Origin of the sequence: Kitasatospora sp. NPDC057542 (assembly GCF_042801945.1) — a bacterium.
Taxonomy (GTDB): Bacteria; Actinomycetota; Actinomycetes; order Streptomycetales; family Streptomycetaceae; genus Kitasatospora.
In genome coordinates this window covers 1-17,876 of the sequence record NZ_JBHVFE010000159.1, presented here as the reverse complement: position 1 = coordinate 17,876, position 17,876 = coordinate 1, and the positions used below count along the sequence as shown (strand labels likewise).

Below are 17,876 nucleotides of genomic sequence, written 5' to 3'. Positions count from 1 at the left end.
GGACGGATGTTCCGACCGCCGTCCTCCCGACAGGTCCCTCAGATCGTGACCAGCGTCTCCAGCGGAGCGCCGTCGAGGTGCCCGGCCAACCGCTCGCGGCCGTCCAGGAAGCCCAGCTCCATCAGCACCACGACGCCCACCAGCTGGGCCCCGGCCTCCTTCACCAGGTCCAGCGAGGCGCCGATGGTGCCACCGGTGGCCAGCACGTCGTCCACCACCAGCACCCGCTCACCGGGCGCGAAGGCGTCGCACTGCACCTCCAGCGTCGCCGAGCCGTACTCCAGCTCGTACGAACGCCGGAACACCTCGCCGGGCAGCTTGCCCTGCTTGCGGATCGGCACGAAGCCGAGCCCGGCCGCGAAGGCCGCCGGGGCCGCCAGCACGAAGCCGCGCGCCTCCAGGCCCACCACCTTGGTCGCACCCAGCTCCGCGGCCCGGTCCGCCAGCGCCCGGGTGAGGGCGCCGAAGGCTTCGGCGTCGGCGAGCAGCGGCGCGATGTCCTTGAACAGCACACCCGGCTTCGGGTAGTCCGGGACGTCCCGGATCCGGCTGTTCAGCAGCTCGGCCAGTGCGGTGTCGGCGGTGGTCACGGTTCTGTCCTTCACGGTGGTGGGGCCTCGGGGTCGCGGCCGGGGTCAGCGCTTGGTGGACGGACGGCCCTTGGCACGGGTGGTGCCGGCCGACCGGCCGCGCTGTCCGACCATACCCGCAGGCTGCTCCTCGCCCGTCGGCTCCCCGTCCACCGCGACGGCGTCCGCCGCCTCGGCCTTGGCGGCCCGGTGCTGCAGGACCCGCTTGCGCAGCGCCTTCATCTCCGGCTGCTCCTCCTTGAGCTGCGCCAGCAGCGGGGTGGCGACGCAGATCGAGGAGTAGGCACCGGCCGCGAGACCGATGAACAGCGCGAGCGAGATGTCGTTCAGGGTGCCGGCGCCCAGGATGCCGCCACCGATGAACAGCAGCGCGGCGACCGGCAGCAGCGCCACCACGGTGGTGTTGAGCGAGCGCACCAGGGTCTGGTTGAGGCCCGCGTTGGCCGCCTCGCTGTAGGTGAGCTTGTTCTGCTTGGTGATCCCCTTGGTGTTCTCCTTCACGGTGTCGAAGACGACGACCGTGTCGTAGAGCGAGTAACCGAGGATGGTCAGGAAGCCGATCACCGTACCCGGGGTGACCTCGAAGCCCACCAGGGCGTACACGCCGATGGTGATCAGGAGGTCGTGGATGAGGGCGACCAGGGCGGACACCGCCATCCGCCACTCGAAGGCGATCGCCAGGTAGACCGTCACCAGGATCATGAAGACGATCAGACCGGTGAGCGCCTTCTGGGAGATCTGCTTGCCCCAGCTGGGGCCGATCACCTGGGCCTCGACGGTGTCCAGCGGCACGCCGAGCTTCTGCGAGAGCTCGGAGCGGATCTCGTCCGAGCTCTTCGGCTCCTCGGTGCTGACCTGGATGCGGATCTTGCCGTTTTCGGTCGACTGGACCAGCGGGTGCGAGGAGACGACCCCGTTCGCGGTGTCCTGCGCCTGGGAGACCGTCAGCCCCGGCTTGGCCACGGTGTAGACCGAGCCGCCCTTGAACTCGATGCCCAGGTGCAGGCCCATGGTCAGGCCGATCGCCGCGACCAGCACGATCACGCCGGAGATGGAGTACCAGAGCTTGCGGCGACCGACGAAGTCGAAGCTGACTTCGCCCTGGTAGAGCCGGTGGCCCAGGTTGGAGAAGCGTGACACGGTGTCAGGCCTCCTTCACGGCGGCAGAGGAGGGGCTACGGCGACGGCTGCTGCGCAGCGGCGGGCGGGCGCCCAGCCGCTTCGGGTCCAGGCCGGACCACGGGTGACCGTTCAGGAAGAACTTCCGGCGGGCCAGCAGCGTGATCAGCGGCTTGGTGAAGAGGAAGATCACCACGACGTCGAGCGCCGTGGTCAGACCCAGGGTGAACGCGAAGCCCTGGACCTTGCCGACCGAGACCACGTAGAGCACGGCGGCACAGAGGAAGGACACGAAGTCCGAGACCAGGATGGTGCGCCGGGCGCGCGGCCAGGCCCGCTGGACCGCCGGGCGCAGCGGGGCGCCCTCGCGGACCTCGTCGCGGATGCGCTCGAAGTACACGATGAAGGAGTCGGCGGTGATACCGATCGCGACGATCGCACCACAGACCGCCGGCAGGTTCAGCGCGAAGCCGATCGCACTGCCGAGCAGGCTCATGATCGAGTAGGTCAGGGCCGCCGAGACGAGCAGACCGGCGATCGAGACCAGGCCGAGGCCGCGGTAGTAGACCAGCGAGTAGGCGACCACCAGGATCATGCCGATCGCGCCGGCAACCAGACCGGCCTTGAGCTGGTCGCTGCCGAGCGCCGGGGAGACGGTGGTGATGTCGCTCTTGCTGAACTCCAGCGGCAGGGCGCCGTAGCCCAGCACGTTGGCGAGGTCCTGCGCCTCGGTCTGCTTGAACTGGCCGGTGATGACCGCGCTGCCGCCCGGGATCGGGCCGTTGACCTGCGGGTGGGAGACGACCTGGTTGTCCAGCACGATGGCGAACTGGTTGGTCGGCGGGGTCTGGGTGGCCAGCTGGCCGGTGATCTTCGAGAAGGCGTCGGTGCCGGCGCCGTTGAACTGGAGCTGGACCTGCCAGCCCGCGCCGGTCTGGGTGTCGATGCCGGCCTGGGCCTTCTCGACGTCCGAGCCCTTCACGGCCACGGGGCCGAGGGCCAGCTTCTCGTAGTAGCCCTTCTCGGCCTTCTGGGAGCAGGCGACGACGGGCTTGTCGTCGGCGCCAGTCTGGGCGGCGCGGACCTCGGGCTTGGAGCAGTCCAGGGCGGCGAACGCGGAGGCCAGCTCCGGCGGCACGGTGCCCTGGGTCATCGCGGCGCTGAGGTCGGCGGCGCTCGGCGGGGTGGCCGGGGCGCTCGGGGCGCCGGTGGCCGGGGCCGCGCTGCCGGTGGCGGAGGGCGCGGCGCCGGTGGCGGCGGCGGTCGGGCTGGCGCCCTCGGCGGCCAGCGCCTCGCTCGCGGCGCGGCCCTGCTTGGTGGCGCTCGCGGTCGCGGACGGGGTGGCGCCGGCGGACGGGGTCGCCCCCGGGGTGCCGGTGGCGCCCGCGGACGGGGTGTCGGTCGGCGCCGGAGCGGTGACGCCGCTGGGGGCCACGGCCAGGACCGGGCGGAAGAACAGCTTGGCGGTGGTACCCACCTGGTCCGCCGCGTTCTGCCGGTCGCCGCCCTTGGGGATGTTCACGATGATCGTGTCCGAGCCCTGGGTCTGGACCTCCGCCTCGGAGACACCCATCCCGTTGACGCGGCGCTCGATGATCCCGACGGCGATGTCCATGTTGGACTTGGTGAGCGCCTTGGGGTCGGTCGACTTCGCGGTCAGCGTGATGCTGGTGCCACCGGCGAGATCGATCCCGAGCCGGGGCTTGGTGGTGCCGTTCCCGAACATGAGGGCGACCAGTCCGACGGTGACGACCAGGATGAGGGCCAGCGCCCGCCCTGGGTAGCCGTCGCGCGGGCGCGACTTGGGTGTTGCCACCTTGCTCGTTTCTCCCTGTCCATGCCACTTCCCCGGCCGTACCCCCGGCCGGCGGATGTCGGGACGGGGGTACGGCGGTTGGGCGGCCCTGAGGTCCTGTGGGCTCGCGGCACTGCGCCGCGCGACCGGGCGGGTTGCCCGGCCGTACTACTTGCTCGCGGGAGCCCCGCCCTCGGCATCGCCCTTCTCGGCGCTGTCCTTGGTGAGCGTCAGCGGCTTGTCCTCGACCGGCTCGGCGTCCTCGGCCTCCGGCTCGGGCAGCTCGTCATCGGCGGGGCGGCCGTTGATGATCGCGTCGTACTCCTGGGGCTCCAGGACGGCCGCGATGGCGCTCTTGGTGAAGTGGGTGACCACGCCGGGCGCGATCTCCAGCTCGACGGTCTCCTCGTTGACCGCCTTCACCTGGGCGTACAGGCCACCGATGGTGCGCACCCCCGCCCCGGGCTCCAGCGCGGTCTGCATCTGCTGCATCTGCTGCTGGCGCTTCTTCTGCGACCGGAACATGAGCACGATCGCGATGATCGGGAGGAGAAGGATGATGAGGTTCACTGCAGCCAGGGTCCTTTACGGGCCGCCGGCCGGCGGCCTGTGTGGTATTGGTCGGCCCGTCAGGTGAGAGGGGCGGTCCGGCGGAGTCTAGGCGACCCCGAATCGATCGGACAACGCCAAGCATCGCATCCTGCCGCCGAAAGTGGCGACCCTCCGCCTGCACGGTTTCCCCGGACGCCGCTCCTGGCGTCTCACCGTGCCACCACGGAAGCGCCGGGTGGGAACCGACCCGCCGGAGTCACCCGTTCAGCCGATGGCGGTCAACTTTCGTCGGCGGGGAACAGCTCCGGCTGCGCCGGAACACCTCCGCGAGTGGTCTGGGCCGGCGGGGTCTGTGCCGGGGGAGTCAGGCCGAGGTGCTGCCACGCGGCCGCGGTGGCGATCCGGCCGCGCGGAGTGCGGGCGAGCAGGCCCTCGCGGACCAGGAAGGGCTCGGCGACCTCCTCGACCGTCTCGGACTCCTCCCCCACGGCGACCGCGAGTGTCGACAAACCGACCGGGCCGCCGCCGAACAGCCGCAGCAGCGCGTCCAGCACCGCGCGGTCCAGCCGGTCCAGGCCACGGGCGTCCACCTCGTAGACGTCCAGCGCCTGGGCGGCGATCCCCGCGGTGACCTGGCCGTCGTGCCGGACCTGGGCGTAGTCGCGGACCCGGCGCAGCAGCCGGTTGGCGATCCGCGGGGTGCCGCGCGAGCGCCCGGCAATCTCGGCCGCGCCGGCCGGGTCTATCTCCACGTCCAGCAGCGCGGCCGAGCGGTGCACCACCCGCTGGAGCTCGGCCGGGGCGTAGAACTCCATGTGCCCGGTGAAACCGAAGCGGTCGCGCAGCGGCGGCGGCAGCAGGCCGGCCCGGGTGGTGGCACCGACCAGCGTGAAGGGCGGCAGCTCCAGGGGGATGGCGGTGGCGCCCGGACCCTTGCCGACGATCACGTCGACCCGGAAGTCCTCCATCGCCATGTAGAGCATCTCCTCGGCCGGCCGGGACATCCGGTGGATCTCGTCGAGGAAGAGCACCTCGCCCTCGGTGAGCGAGGAGAGGATCGCCGCGAGGTCCCCGGCGTGCTGGATGGCCGGGCCGGAGGTGATCCGGATCGGGGCGCCCAGCTCGGCGGCGATGATCATGGACAGGGTGGTCTTGCCGAGCCCGGGCGGCCCGCTCAGCAGCACGTGGTCGGGCGCGCTGCCGCGCTTGCGGGCGGCCTGGAGCACCAGCGACAGCTGCTCGCGCACCCGCTCCTGGCCGATGAACTCGTCCAGCTGCTTGGGGCGCAGCGCCGCCTCCACCGCCTGGTCCTCACCGTCGGCGGCAGCCGTGACCAGCCGGTCGGCGGGTTCCGGGTCGTACATCGTCGCGGGCTCCAGAGTCTCCAGTGTCGACAAAAGGACAGATCGGCAGATGGTCAGCGGGCGCGGTTGAGCCCGCGCAGGGCGAGCCGGAGCAGGGCGCCGACGTCCGGCGTCGCCTGCGCCTCGGCCTCCGGGGTGACGGCCGCGACCGCCTCGTCCGCCTCGCGCGGGGCGTAGCCGAGGCCGGTCAGCGCGGAGTGCAGCTGCTCGCTCCACGGCGCCGGGCCGGTCGCAATCGGCTTCTGCGCGGGGACGGCGCCGTGCGGGGCACCGAGCTTGTCCTTGTACTCCAGCAGCAGCTTGGCCGCCTTGGCCTTCCCGATGCCCGGCACCGCGACCAGCGCCTTCTCGTCGCTGCCGGCGACCGCGGCGCGCAGCGCGTCGGGGCTGTGCACGCCGAGGATCGCCTGCGCCAGCTTGGGGCCGACGCCGGGCGCGGCCTGGAGGATCTCGAACACGGCGCGCTCGTCGTCGTCCGCGAAGCCGAACAGGGTCAGCGAGTCCTCCCGGACCACCAGCGAGGTGGCGAGCCGGGCCGGCTCGCCCAGCCGCAGCCCGGCCAGGGTGTTCGGGGTGCACTGCACGGCCATGCCGACGCCGCCGACCTCGACCACCGCGATCCCGGAGGAGATGGCCGCCACGGGCCCTTGCACGAAGGCGATCATCGGACGGTGCCTTTCAGGGAGGTGGAACGGGGGGTGGCGCGGGCGGCCCGGACGGCGGCCTCCAGCCGGTTGGTCGCCCCACCGCGCCAGATGTGGCAGATGGCCAGCGCCAGCGCGTCGGCGGCGTCGGCGGGTTTGGGCGGCGCGTCCAGCCGCAGCAGGCGCTGGACCATGGCAGTGACCTGCGCCTTGTCGGCCCGACCGGAGCCGGTGACGGCGGCCTTGACCTCGCTGGGGGTGTGCAGGGTGACGGGGATGCCGCGCCGGGTGGCGCAGAGCATCGCGACGGCGCTGGCCTGGGCGGTGCCCATCACGGTGCGGACGTTGTGCTGGGCGAAGACCCGCTCGACGGCGACCAGGTCGGGCCGGTGCTCGTCCAGCCAGGCCTCGATGCCCTGCTCGACCTGGAGCAGCCGCTGCCCGATCTCGGCGTCGGCGGGGGTGCGCACCACACCGACCCCGGCCATCCGCAGCGGCCGGCCCGGCGCACCCTCGACCACGCCGACTCCGCACCTGGTCAGCCCCGGGTCCACGCCCAGTACCCGCACCACTCGCCCCGCCTCTCGTCGATCGCCGCCCGGAGGCGACCTGCGAAGGCTACCGTCCGGGTCCGACAACCCCGCCGACGACACCGGCCCGGTGGTCCAGGGACCACCGGGCCGGGCAGTGAGAACGGTCACTCACCGACGATCACTGGGCAGTGATCACTCGGCGTCGAGCTGCGCGCCGACCTCGTCGGAGATGTCGAAGTTGGCGAAGACGTTCTGCACGTCGTCGCTGTCCTCCAGCGCGTCGATCAGCTTGAGGATCTTGCGGGCGCCGTCGACGTCCAGCTCGACCTGCATGCTGGGGAGGAAGTTGGCCTCGGCCGAGTCGTAGTCGACACCGGCGTCGACCAGCGCGGTGCGCACGGCGACCATCTTCGAGGCCTCGGAGACGATCTCGAACGAGTCGCCGAGGTCGTTGATCTCCTCCGGCTCCTGGTCCAGGACGACCTCGAACAGCTTGTCCTCGTCCACGCCGTCGGCCTTGGGGACGATGACGACACCCTTGCGGGTGAACAGGTACGACACCGAACCCGGGTCGGCCATCGAGCCGCCGTTGCGGGTCATCGCGACGCGCACGTCGGAGGCGGCGCGGTTGCGGTTGTCGGTGAGGCACTCGATCAGGACCGCGACGCCGTTCGGGCCGTAGCCCTCGTACATGATGGTCTGGTAGTCGGCGCCGCCGGCCTCCAGACCGCCACCGCGCTTGACGGCGCGGTTGATGTTGTCGATCGGGACCGAGCTCTTCTTCGCCTTCTGGATGGCGTCGTAGAGGGTCGGGTTGCCCGCCGGGTCGGGACCGCCGGTGCGCGCCGCCACCTCGATGTTCTTGATCATCTTGGCGAAGAGCTTGCCGCGCTTGGCGTCGATCACGGCCTTCTTGTGCTTGGTGGTAGCCCACTTAGAGTGGCCGGACATCGCCAGCTCCTTTACGTCGCCAAAGGGAAATGAAACAGATGAGATCTTACCGGTGTCGTCACCGGTAAGGCGCACACGGTCAGCGCACGGCCGACACGGTCAGCGCGCGGCCTCCGCCAGGTGCTCCTCGGCCATCCGCACGAAGTACGCGTGCACCCGGTGGTCGCCGGTCAGCTCCGGGTGGAAGGACGTGGCCAGCAGGTTGCCCTGGCGCACCGCCACGATCCGGCTCTCCGGGCCGTCCGCGGCGGGCAGCTCGGCCAGTACCGTGACGCCCGCGCCGACCGCCTCGACCCAGGGGGCGCGGATGAAGACGCCGTGCACCGGGGCGTCGTCCAGGCCCGCGAAGTCGATCCCGGACTCGAAGGACTCGTTCTGGCGGCCGAAGGCGTTGCGGCGCACCGTCATGTCGATGCCGCCGACGGTCTCCTGGTCCTCCCGGCCGTCCAGGATCTTGTCCGCCAGCATGATCATGCCCGCGCAGGTGCCGTAGACCGGCATCCCGGCGGCGACCCGCTCGCGCAGCGGGTCCATCACGCCGAACAGCAGCGCCAGCTTGGACATGGTGGTGGACTCCCCGCCGGGGATCACCAGCGCGTCGACCTCGGCCAGCTCCTCGGCGCGGCGCACCGGACGGGCGAGCGCGTCGGCCTCGGCCAGCGCCACCAGGTGCTCGCGAACGTCGCCCTGGAGGGCGAGGACGCCGATGACAGGAGTGCTCACGGTCTTCAACCTCAATCGATCGTTACGACGGACTACGTGGAGCGGCCCGCCGCGCACCGAGGCGCTGCGGCGGGCCGGCTCGAAGGATGGCGACTACCAGCCGCGGTTGGCGTAGCGCTCGGTCTCCGGCAGGGTGTCGCAGTTGATGCCGACCATGGCCTCGCCCAGGTTGCGGGAGGCGTCCGCGATGATCTTCGGGTCGTCGAAGAAGGTGGTGGCCTTCACGATGGCGGCGGCGCGCTTGGCCGGGTCGCCCGACTTGAAGATGCCGGAGCCGACGAAGACGCCCTCGGCGCCCAGCTGGCGCATCAGCGCGGCGTCGGCCGGGGTGGCCACGCCACCGGCGGAGAACAGCACGACCGGCAGCTTGCCGAGCTCGGCGACCTCCTTGACCAGCTCGTACGGGGCGCGCAGCTCCTTGGCGGCGGCGTACAGCTCGTTGTGGTCCAGGGCGCGCAGGTGGCCGATCTCGTTCTTGATCTGGCGCAGGTGGCGAACGGCCTCGACGACGTTGCCGGTGCCGGCCTCACCCTTCGAGCGGATCATGGCCGCGCCCTCGGCGATGCGGCGCAGGGCCTCGCCCAGGTTGGTGGCGCCACAGACGAAGGGGGTGGTGAAGGCCCACTTGTCCGAGTGGTTGACCTCGTCGGCCGGGGTCAGCACCTCGGACTCGTCGATGTAGTCGACACCCAGCGACTGGAGCACCTGGGCCTCGACGAAGTGACCGATGCGGGACTTGGCCATCACCGGGATGGAGACCGCCTCGATGATCTCCTCGATCATGTTCGGGTCGGACATGCGGGCCACGCCGCCGTCCTTGCGGATGTCCGCCGGAACCCGCTCCAGGGCCATGACGGCCACCGCGCCGGCGTCCTCGGCGATCTTGGCCTGCTCGGCGTTGACCACGTCCATGATCACACCGCCCTTGAGCTGCTCGGCCATGCCGCGCTTGACCCGGGCGGTACCGATCTGCGGCTGGTCTGCGGTGGTGGGGCTGGTGGACACGTGAGACCTCACTCGAAGATGAATCAGTGCTATCGCCCTATGGTAGGCAGACCGGGTGGCCCATTCATGCGCCACCAAGTCCAGCCCGGACGACGGGATACGACAAACGGGCCGTATCCGGGGGACACCTTAAGCAGGCGCCCCTTCGGGTGTAAGAGCGGGAGGCGGAGCATCGTCCATCTCGAACGCCAACGGGAACGGCGCCTTCCCCGCCAGCCGGAAGTACCGCACCAGCCGGTGCTCGCGCACCGCCCGCGCCGCCCGCACCGCGTCGTTGTGGAACCGTCGGGCCATCGGCACCCGCCGCACCGCGGCCGTCAGATCACGAACCGCGTCCTCGCCCCCCGGCTCGGCCATCAGCGCCGCCACCTGCGCCGGCTCCTCGAACACCGCCCGCAGCGCCAGGCTCAACTGACTCTCCGCCACCTCGCGCTGGTCGTCCTCGGCCTGCCGGGCCGCGTGCGCCGCGTCCAGCAGCAGCGAGGCCGCCGGGTCCAGCAACGACGACGTCGCCAGCTCCATCGCCACCGAGGCCCGCCGGACCAGCTGCGCGTCCAGCGCCGCCCGCGCGGCGTCGATCCGGGCGTGCAGCCGGTCCAACCGACCGGCCGTCCAACTCAGGTACATGCCGAACAGCACCACGGCCACGCCGGCCCAGATCCAGGTAGTCACGGGCCGCTACGTTACCCGGTGTCACCGGTTCAGCCCTGAGCGGTCGCGTTCCGGTAGCTCTCCCGGTCGATGTCCGCGATGTCCACCGCCGTGAACAGCCGGGTGCCCGGCTTCGGCCGGACGTACCGGGCCAGCAGCGCCAGCACGCCCTCGCTCAGCGCCGCCTTCGCCTCCGGCGTGCGGCCCGGGAAGATCTGGAACTCCACGAACACCTGGGTGTCGGCGGCGGCCCCGCTGGTGCCGACCACCAGCACCTCGCTCTGCCGGAACACCGTCTTGCAGGACTCCGGCTTCGCGTCGATCGTCGCCTCCGCCAGCCGGTTGATCGCCAGGCCGAGGCCCCGGCGGTCGAAGGTGCCGGCCAGGTCGGCCGAGTAGTCGACGGAGATCTGCGGCATCGTTGCCCCCGTGAATCGCAGTGGTGCGGACGACCGACCCTAACTCCGCCGGCACCCGGCGCCACCGCGGGGTGCCGGGCGCAGCCCGAACCGGCTAGTCCCGGGCCAGTCCGAACCGGCCGCGTCGCCCGTTGCGCACGTCCTCCTCGACCACCGCCTCGCCGGCCGTCACGGTCTCGTACACCGCCAGGATGTCCGCGCCGACCGTCGACCAGTCGAACCGCCGCACGTGCCGCGACGCCGCCTCCCGCAGCTCCTCCAGCCGCGCCGGATCGCCCAGCAACCGCAGCGCCGTACGGGCCAGCGCGTCCGCGTCCTCCACCGGGAACAGCTCCCCCGCGTCCCCGCCGTCCAGCACCTGCTTGAACGCGTCCAGGTCGCTCGCCAGCACCGGCGCGCCCGCGGACATCGCCTCGACCAGGATGATCCCGAAGCTCTCGCCCCCGGTGTTCGGCGCCACGTACAGGTCCACGCTGCGCAGCAGCCGGGCCTTGTCCCGGTCGCTCACCATGCCGAGGAACTCCACCTGCCGGCGCACCTCCGGCGCCAGGCCCGCGACGGCCTCCTCCTCGTCGCCCTTGCCCGCCACCAGCAGCCGCACCCCCGGCCGCTCCGCCAGGATCCTCGGCAGCGCCGCCAGCAGCGTCGGCAGGCCCTTGCGCGGCTCGTTGATCCGGCCGATGAAGCCGATCGTGCCCGGCTCCCCCTTCGCCGCGCCGCCGGTCCAGCGCTCGTCCGGCTCGGCCTCGGCGAAGAAGCCCACGTCCACGCCGTTCGGGATCACCACCGCGTCCCCGCCGAGGTGCTCCACCAGCGTGCGCCGGGCGTACTCCGACACCGCGATCCGGGCCCGCATCTTCTCCAACCCCGGCTGGAGGATCGGCGAGGCCGCGATCATCACCCGCGACCTCGGGTTGGAGGTGTGGAAGGTCCCCACCATCGGCCCGGTCGCCGACCAGGCGGCCAGCATCGACAGGCTCGGCGCGGCCGGCTCGTGCACGTGCAGGATGTCGAAGCGCCCGTCGTGCAGCCAGCGCCGCACCCTCGCCGCCGACAGGATCCCGAAGCTCAGCCGCGCCACCGACCCGTTGTACGGCACCGCCACCGACCGCCCGGCCGGAACCACGTACGGCGGCAGCGCCTCGTCGTCCTCGGCCGGCGCCAGCACCGACACCTCGTGCCCCAGACCGATCAGGTGCTCGGCCAGGTCCCGGATGTGGAACTGCACCCCACCGGGGACGTCCCAGTCGTACGGGCAGACGATGCCGATCTTCACGGGTTCCTCAAGCTCCTTCGGACAGTCGTGCGGGCGGGACGGACAGGACGGGTCAGGCCCCGGAGGCCTCGGCCGCGGGCTCCGGCGCCGCCTCCGCGCGCTCCGCGGGCACCGCCTCCACCGTCTCGCGGGCCGGCAGGTCGGCCGGCCAGAACCGCTGCAGCATGTGCCAGTCCTGCGGGTGCTCGCGGATGCCCCGCTCCCACACCTCCGCCATCGCCTGGGTCATCGCCCGGGTGCGCTCCTTGCGGTCGCCCTCCTCGGGCACCGGCACCTCGGGGTGGATCCGCCCCCGCAGCACCGGGCCGTCGTACCAGAGCGTCACGGGCAGCAGCGCCGCCCCGGTCCGCTGGCACAGCGCCGCCGGACCGGCCGGCATCCGGGTCGGCTCGCCGAAGAACGACACCCCGATGCCCGCCTCCGACAGGTCCCGGTCCCCCACCAGACAGACCAGCCGGCCCTCGCGCAGCCGCCTCGCCAGCGTGCCGATCACGTTCACCGAACCACCGGTCAGCGCCAGGACCTCCATGCCCTGGCCCTCCCGGAACGCCACGAACCGGTCGAACAGCCGCTCCGGCTTCAACCGCTCCGCGACCGTGGTGAACGGGTAGCCCTGCTGCGCCACCCAGGTCCCCGCGAGGTCCCAGTTGCCCATGTGCGGCAGCGCGATCACCGCGCCCCGTCCGGACTCCATCGCCGCCCGCAGGTTCTCGAAGCCGCCCACCTGGACGTCCCGGGCCACCCGCTCCCGGCTCCACACCGGCAGCCGGAACGACTCCATCCAGTACCGCAGGTACGAGCGCATCCCGGCCCGGGAGAGCTCCCGCATCGCGGCCTCGTCCAGCCCCGGACGGACCCGCCGCAGGTTCGCCTCCAGCTGGAGCACCCGCTTGCCGCGCTTGCGCCACACGTAGTCCGCCAGCCGGTCGAACAGCCCCCGGGCCATCGGCTCCGGCAGGTGCTTCAGCAGCCCCCACCCCAGCGCGTACGCCCAGTACACCAGTCGGTCCGTCACCGCAGGACGCCCCCCATCAGCTCCCGGCCGCCGCTCGGTCGGCCTCGAACGCCTCCCGGCGCACGGTCAGCATCCGCTGGAACACCGTCACCAGGCTGCCCGCCGCCACCAGCCACAGCGCCACCGGCAGCAGCCACTCCACGTACGGCACACCGAACTTGTGCAGACCCGCGACACCGGCCGCCACCAGACTGGCCACCAGCCGCTCGGCCCGCTCCACCAGCCCCGACACGTCGCACGGCAGACCCTGGCTCTCCGCCCGCGCCTTGGTGTACGACACCACCAGACCGCTCGCCAGGCAGAAGATCGCCACTGCGCAGAGCAGGTTGTTGTCACCCTTGCCCGCGTACCACATCGCCAGGCCGCCGAAGATCGCCGCATCCGCGACCCGGTCCAGGGTGGAGTCGAGGAACGCCCCCCACTTCGTGCTCCGGCCCAGCTGGCGGGCCATGTTCCCGTCCACCAGGTCCGAGAAGATGAACAGCGTGATCGTGATGGTGCCCCAGAAGAACTCCCCTCGCGGGAAGAACACCAGCGCACCGGCCACCGAACCGGCGGTACCGATCAGCGTCACGGCGTCCGGGCTCACGCCCAGGCGGATCAGGAACGCGGCGAACGGGGTCAGGACACGTGTGAAGAAGGCACGCGCGTATTTGTTGAGCATGGCCTTCCCAGCCGCTCCGATCTCCCAGATACCCGCCTGGCGCAGCACGCGCAGCAGACGGCCGGGCGGATCAGCCCGTCCGGCCCACCCATCGTAGCCACGCCGGGGGCACGCTCCGGCGCACGCACCGCCGCACGCCACCCCCGCCACCGCACGCACACGTGCGGTCACCGACCGGCCGTACGACACGCGCCACCGCGACACCCGACCCTAGACTGCGAAGGACAGCCTCGGCGCCACGGGAGGAGACCCCGATGCCCGACCGCAGCACGGCACGAGCCGGCCAGGCACCCGCCGTCACCGGCCCGCAGGACCTGCGCAACGTCGTCCTCATCGGCTCCAGCGGTGTGGGCAAGACCACTCTCGCCGAATCCCTCGCCCTCGCCGCCGGCGCCATCGGCCGGGCCGGCCGGGTCACCGACGGCACCACCGTCTCCGACCACGAGGACATCGAGCACCAGCAGCAGCGCTCCGTCCAGCTCGCCCTCCTCCCGCTCGAATGGAAGGGCGTCAAGATCAACCTGATCGACCCGCCCGGCCACCCCGACTTCACCGCCGACCTGCGCGCCGCCCTGCACGCCGCCGACGCCGCCGTCTTCGTCGTCTCCGCCACCGACCCGGTCACCGCCCCCACCCGCGCCCTGTGGCGCGAATGCGCCGCCGAAGGCATCCCCCGCGCCATCGCCGTCGCCAAACTCGACCTCGCCCGCACCGGCTTCGACGACATCCTCACCGCCTGCCACGACGCCTTCGGCCTGGGCCCGGACACCCTCCGCCCGCTCTTCCAGCCGGTCCTCCACGACGGACACCCCGACGGCAGCGTCGACCTCCTCACCGGCGACACCTACGGCGACGCCGAACCCCTGCCCGACACCACGCCCGCCCACGACAGCCTCGTCGAGGCCATCTCCGGCCAGGACGACACCCTCATGGAGCGCTACCTCTCCGGCGCCCCCCTCGACACCGACTCCCTCGAAGCCGGCCTGCGCCGCGAGGTCCTCTCCTGCGCCCTCCACCCCGCCGTCCCCACCAGCGAGAACGGCCTCGGCGCCGCCGAACTCCTCGACCTCATCGCGCACACCTTCCCCGACCCCACCGAACGCACCCGCCCCGCCCCCGAGTGCGACCCCGACGCCCCGCTCGCCGCCCAGGTCGTCCGCGTCACCGGCGACGCCTACGTCGGCCGGATCAGCCTGCTGCGCCTGTACGCCGGCACCCTGCGCCCCGACACGAAGATCCACCTCGACGGCCCCGCCCACACCGCCGACCAGAACGGCGACGAACGCGTCACCGCCCTCACCAGTCCCTTCGGCAAGCTCCAGCGCCCCGTCCCGCACGCCATCGCCGGCGACCTCGTCTGCGCCGCCAAACTCACCACCGCCCGGGCCGGCGACACCGTCCACGACCCCGGCCACCCCGTCGCACTCGAAGGCTGGACCCTCCCCGAGCCGCTGCTCCCGATCGCCGTCGAAGCCCACAGCAAGGCCGACGACGACAAGCTCTCCCAGGCCCTCTCCCGCCTCACCGCCGAGGACCCGGCGCTACGCCTGGAACAGAACCCCGACACCCACCAGCTCGTCCTCTGGTGCACCGGCGAGGCCCACGCCGAGGTCGTCCTCGACCGCCTGCGCACCCGCCACGGCGTCCACGTCGACACCGTCGAGCCCAAGGTCGCCCTGCGCGAGACCTTCGGCACCGCCGCCGCCGGCCACGGCCGCCTGGTCAAGCAGTCCGGCGGCCACGGCCAGTACGCCATCTGCGACCTGGAGGTCGAACCGCTCCCGGCCGGCTCCGGCTTCGAGTTCCAGGAGCACGTCGTCGGCGGCGCCGTCCCCAAGCACTTCATCCCCTCCGTCGAGAAGGGCGTCCGCGCCCAGCTCGCCAAGGGCGTCTCCACCGGATACCCGCTCGTCGACGTCCGGGTCACCCTCACCGACGGCAAGGCGCACTCCGTCGACTCCTCCGACGCGTCCTTCCAGAACGCCGCCGCCCTCGCCCTGCGCGACGCCGCCGAGCACGCCGTCATCCGCCTGCTCGAACCCGTCGCCGCCGTCAGCGTCCTGCTGCCCGACGACTACCTCGGCGCCGTCCTCGGCGACCTCTCCGGCCGCCGCGGCCGCGTCCTCGGCACCGAGACCGGCGGCACCGGCCTCACCCTGCTGCGCGCCGAGGTGCCCGAACTCGAACTCGTCCGCTACCCGATCGACCTGCGCTCGCTCACCCACGGCACCGCCGAGTTCTCCCGCGCCTACCTGCGCCACGAACCCATGCCCGCCGCCCTGGCCGGGCGCTACACCGACTGAGCGGACTTCCGGTTCGGCAGCGCGCAGGCCGCCGTGCCCCCCGGCATCCGGTGCCGGTTGCGCGAAACCCAGCGGTAGGCCAGCCCCGCCAGCGGCCGCACCGGCGCCGCCGTCAACACCGCGCCCAGGTACGCCCACGCCCCGCCGGAGCGCATCAGCAGCCGCGCAACCGCCTGCGCGCCCCCGTACACCCGGCCGGTCGGCGTCACCCAGAGCACCTCGCGCTCCGCCCGCTCGGCCGACACCTCACCCCGGCCGCCGGCGCGCCCGTCCAGCCCCGCCAGATCCGCGAACTGGAACGGCACCGCCTCCCAGCCCCCCGAGGCCAGCGTCTGCCGCAGGTACCGCTCCGCCCAGCGCACGCAGGACGAACAGAACGAACAGTCCCCGTCGAAGACCAGCACCGGATCCTTCACGGCCGCTCCCCTTTCCTCGCTCCCGCCCTCCATCCTGCCCCACCACCATCAGGGGCACCTCGGCGGGTATCGACCCCTCCGAACCTGGGCATCATGCCCCTCAGGCCTCCGGTGACGGCACTTCAGACGATCATCCGCGCGGGGGTGCCACGGCACGGTAACCTGCCGCTGACAAGGGGAGGAGGGACGCCACCGTGACCACACTCGACATGACCCCGGGTGCGCAGATACCCCGGACCGACGCCGGCCCGCAGACCGCCATCACCCAGGGGCTCTCCTCGACCGCCTACCGCGACGGCGAGATCCAGGGCTTCGTCGACGCCGTCACCGACGCCAAGGTGAAGAAAGGCCGCTTCGCGCTCTTCCGGCCCAACCTCGGCGAGGCGTTCAGCAAGGCGCTGATCTCCCGTGCCCTGGGCGGCGACCGGAAACCCCTCGTCCCGGCCTTCGGAGTCGACACCCGGCAGGTCGTCGAGCACTGCCTGGCCGCCGAGGAACTGCGCAACACCCGCGACCGGCAGCTCAGCACCGTCTCCATCGCCACCATCGTGCTCTTCCTCCCCGGCACCCTGATCTGGCTCGGCGCCTTCCAGCTCCGCGCCTGGCTCAAGCGGGACAACCCGAAGAACGCGGAGATCTACGGCGGCCTGGTGCTCGCCGCGACCGCCGTCCTCGCCGTCGTGTTCGTGTGGCGCCCGCCGGCCGACGGCCTCCTCGGCATCTACCTGCGCATCACCATGCTCGCCCCGGTCATCGGCTGGTTCCTCGCCCGCCAGATCGTCGAACGCTCCGCCAAGGACCTGCGCGCCCGATGGCAGGCACTGGTCGAGGGCAGCGCGGTGGCCGCCTCCGTCGCCAAGGCCGTCCCCCGCGACGACCTCGACAAGAAGGCCACCGACCTGCGCGACAAGCTCGGCCGCCTGGACGCCGAGCAGGAGACCAACATCCACCACTACGCCGGCCCCAAGGGCATCCTCGGTGCCGGCCGCCGCTGGGGCGAGTGGCGCCTCGCCGACACCCTCCACCCCGCCGAGGGCCACGTCGACTTCCGCGCCTTCCACCCCTGGGACCTGATCCGCCGGATCTCCTCCCACCTCAAGGGCCTCGGCGTCAGCCACGTCGCCAACAGCGGCATGCCCAACGTCGCCATCAAGCAGTGGGTGGTCTTCGACATCGGCGAGGGCGCCGACGAGATCGGCCGCCCCGGCAGCGCCGACATGGACGGCGACCGGATGCGCGACTTCGCCGTGCAGAGCGTCGCCGACAAGCAGACCTTCTCCGGCGGCCCCCGGCACTACCTCGCCACCCAGTTCATCACCCACGACGGCAAGCTGGTCCTCACCTTCACCGTCACCGTCACCCTGCTCGCCAACGTCCTGAACATCACCGTGTCCGGCTACGCGCTCGGCCCGGTCAAGGGCGTCTTCTTCGACAAGCCGAAGGACAAGGAGAAGTCGGTCTCCAAGACCGTGAAGTTCTGGGAGGAGCGCACCGTCAAGCTCCCCCTGATCGACAACGACGAGGTCGTCCGCCAGGCCGTCCGCGCCCCCTTCTACCGGATGCCCGGCCTGCTCGGCTGGCTCGGTGGCGGGCTCGGCCTGCCGGAGCCGTTCGGGCTGCGGCACATCTGGGCCGGCCGGGCCTGGGAGAACCGCTCCATGGTCGACAACGCCCAGAACGCCTCCGTCCCGGTGCTCGCCGCGGTCCACGCCGCCACGCTGGAGTTCCTGGAGGAGCACGACCTGGACGCCGACCGCTTCTTCAAGAACCGCACCTCGATCATCAAGTCCGAGGCACAGAGCCCCCGGCCGTACGACGTCGACACCTTCAACGCCGGCTGATCCGGAGAGCATGGG

At 72.0% G+C, this 17,876-nt stretch carries 18 protein-coding genes; 2 read left to right on the top strand and 16 right to left on the bottom strand.

All coding sequences use genetic code 11. From position 1 onward, the window contains the following. Positions 1–38: 38 nt before the first annotated feature. From ACFU7Y_RS20890 to pgsA, 15 genes are all read right to left on the bottom strand, one after another. Positions 39–590, bottom strand: a complete 552-nt coding sequence (locus ACFU7Y_RS20890) for an adenine phosphoribosyltransferase (protein WP_224281760.1) — start codon at positions 588–590, stop codon at positions 39–41. Between the two features lie 45 nt (positions 591–635). Beyond that, positions 636–1,730: a protein translocase subunit SecF gene (secF, locus tag ACFU7Y_RS20885; RefSeq protein ID WP_224281758.1), complete on the bottom strand. Its 1,095-nt coding sequence runs from the start codon at positions 1,728–1,730 to the stop codon at positions 636–638. Positions 1,731–1,734: 4 nt separating this feature from the next. After that, positions 1,735–3,525, bottom strand: coding sequence for a protein translocase subunit SecD (gene secD, locus ACFU7Y_RS20880; protein WP_380769211.1), 1,791 nt, complete (start codon positions 3,523–3,525; stop codon positions 1,735–1,737). Between the two features lie 147 nt (positions 3,526–3,672). After that, a complete protein-coding gene (yajC, locus tag ACFU7Y_RS20875; RefSeq protein ID WP_224278745.1) occupies positions 3,673–4,074 on the bottom strand; it encodes a preprotein translocase subunit YajC in 402 nt (133 codons plus the stop codon). A gap of 260 nt (positions 4,075–4,334) precedes the next feature. Then, positions 4,335–5,420, bottom strand: a complete 1,086-nt coding sequence (gene ruvB, locus ACFU7Y_RS20870; protein WP_224278747.1) for a Holliday junction branch migration DNA helicase RuvB — start codon at positions 5,418–5,420, stop codon at positions 4,335–4,337. A 53-nt stretch (positions 5,421–5,473) separates the two neighbouring features. After that, complete coding sequence (gene ruvA, locus ACFU7Y_RS20865) at positions 5,474–6,085, bottom strand: Holliday junction branch migration protein RuvA (protein ID WP_224278749.1); 612 nt, start codon at positions 6,083–6,085, stop codon at positions 5,474–5,476. Beyond that, complete coding sequence (ruvC, locus tag ACFU7Y_RS20860) at positions 6,082–6,633, bottom strand: crossover junction endodeoxyribonuclease RuvC (RefSeq protein ID WP_224278790.1); 552 nt, start codon at positions 6,631–6,633, stop codon at positions 6,082–6,084. Before ruvC ends, ruvA begins: the two co-directional genes overlap by 4 nt. A gap of 156 nt (positions 6,634–6,789) precedes the next feature. Further along, positions 6,790–7,548: a YebC/PmpR family DNA-binding transcriptional regulator gene (locus ACFU7Y_RS20855; RefSeq protein ID WP_049651428.1), complete on the bottom strand. Its 759-nt coding sequence runs from the start codon at positions 7,546–7,548 to the stop codon at positions 6,790–6,792. A gap of 99 nt (positions 7,549–7,647) precedes the next feature. After that, complete coding sequence (pdxT, locus tag ACFU7Y_RS20850; RefSeq protein ID WP_224278751.1) at positions 7,648–8,271, bottom strand: pyridoxal 5'-phosphate synthase glutaminase subunit PdxT; 624 nt, start codon at positions 8,269–8,271, stop codon at positions 7,648–7,650. A 93-nt stretch (positions 8,272–8,364) separates the two neighbouring features. Then, on the bottom strand, positions 8,365–9,276 hold the full coding sequence (gene pdxS, locus ACFU7Y_RS20845; RefSeq protein ID WP_224278753.1) for a pyridoxal 5'-phosphate synthase lyase subunit PdxS: 912 nt from the start codon (positions 9,274–9,276) through the stop codon (positions 8,365–8,367). 129 nt (positions 9,277–9,405) lie between these two features. Beyond that, positions 9,406–9,903, bottom strand: a complete 498-nt coding sequence (locus ACFU7Y_RS20840; protein WP_380769212.1) for a hypothetical protein — start codon at positions 9,901–9,903, stop codon at positions 9,406–9,408. 74 nt (positions 9,904–9,977) lie between these two features. Next, a complete protein-coding gene (locus ACFU7Y_RS20835; protein WP_224278755.1) occupies positions 9,978–10,346 on the bottom strand; it encodes a 5-carboxymethyl-2-hydroxymuconate Delta-isomerase in 369 nt (122 codons plus the stop codon). Positions 10,347–10,440: 94 nt separating this feature from the next. Then, positions 10,441–11,622: a glycosyltransferase family 4 protein gene (locus tag ACFU7Y_RS20830; protein ID WP_224278757.1), complete on the bottom strand. Its 1,182-nt coding sequence runs from the start codon at positions 11,620–11,622 to the stop codon at positions 10,441–10,443. Positions 11,623–11,674: 52 nt separating this feature from the next. Then, positions 11,675–12,637 carry a phosphatidylinositol mannoside acyltransferase gene (locus tag ACFU7Y_RS20825; protein WP_308020182.1) on the bottom strand — a complete coding sequence of 321 codons (963 nt, stop codon included), beginning with the start codon at positions 12,635–12,637 and terminating at the stop codon, positions 11,675–11,677. Positions 12,638–12,653: 16 nt separating this feature from the next. Continuing rightward, the gene (pgsA, locus tag ACFU7Y_RS20820; protein WP_224278759.1) at positions 12,654–13,301 is read right to left on the bottom strand and encodes a phosphatidylinositol phosphate synthase; all 648 of its coding nucleotides are present in this window, start codon (positions 13,299–13,301) and stop codon (positions 12,654–12,656) included. Between the two features lie 254 nt (positions 13,302–13,555). Here pgsA and ACFU7Y_RS20815 point away from each other — a divergent pair, with 254 nt between their 5' ends. Further along, positions 13,556–15,604, top strand: coding sequence for an elongation factor G-like protein EF-G2 (locus ACFU7Y_RS20815; RefSeq protein WP_224278761.1), 2,049 nt, complete (start codon positions 13,556–13,558; stop codon positions 15,602–15,604). Here ACFU7Y_RS20815 and ACFU7Y_RS20810 read toward each other — a convergent pair. Then, the gene (locus tag ACFU7Y_RS20810; RefSeq protein ID WP_224278763.1) at positions 15,592–16,020 is read right to left on the bottom strand and encodes a thiol-disulfide oxidoreductase DCC family protein; all 429 of its coding nucleotides are present in this window, start codon (positions 16,018–16,020) and stop codon (positions 15,592–15,594) included. The two genes, ACFU7Y_RS20815 and ACFU7Y_RS20810, sit on opposite strands and share 13 nt — an antisense overlap. 194 nt (positions 16,021–16,214) lie before the next feature. Between ACFU7Y_RS20810 and ACFU7Y_RS20805 the strand changes: the two genes are divergently transcribed. Next, positions 16,215–17,861 (top strand): hypothetical protein, encoded by a 1,647-nt coding sequence (locus tag ACFU7Y_RS20805; protein WP_224278765.1) that lies wholly within the window; start codon positions 16,215–16,217, stop codon positions 17,859–17,861. The last annotated feature ends 15 nt before the right edge of the window (positions 17,862–17,876 follow it).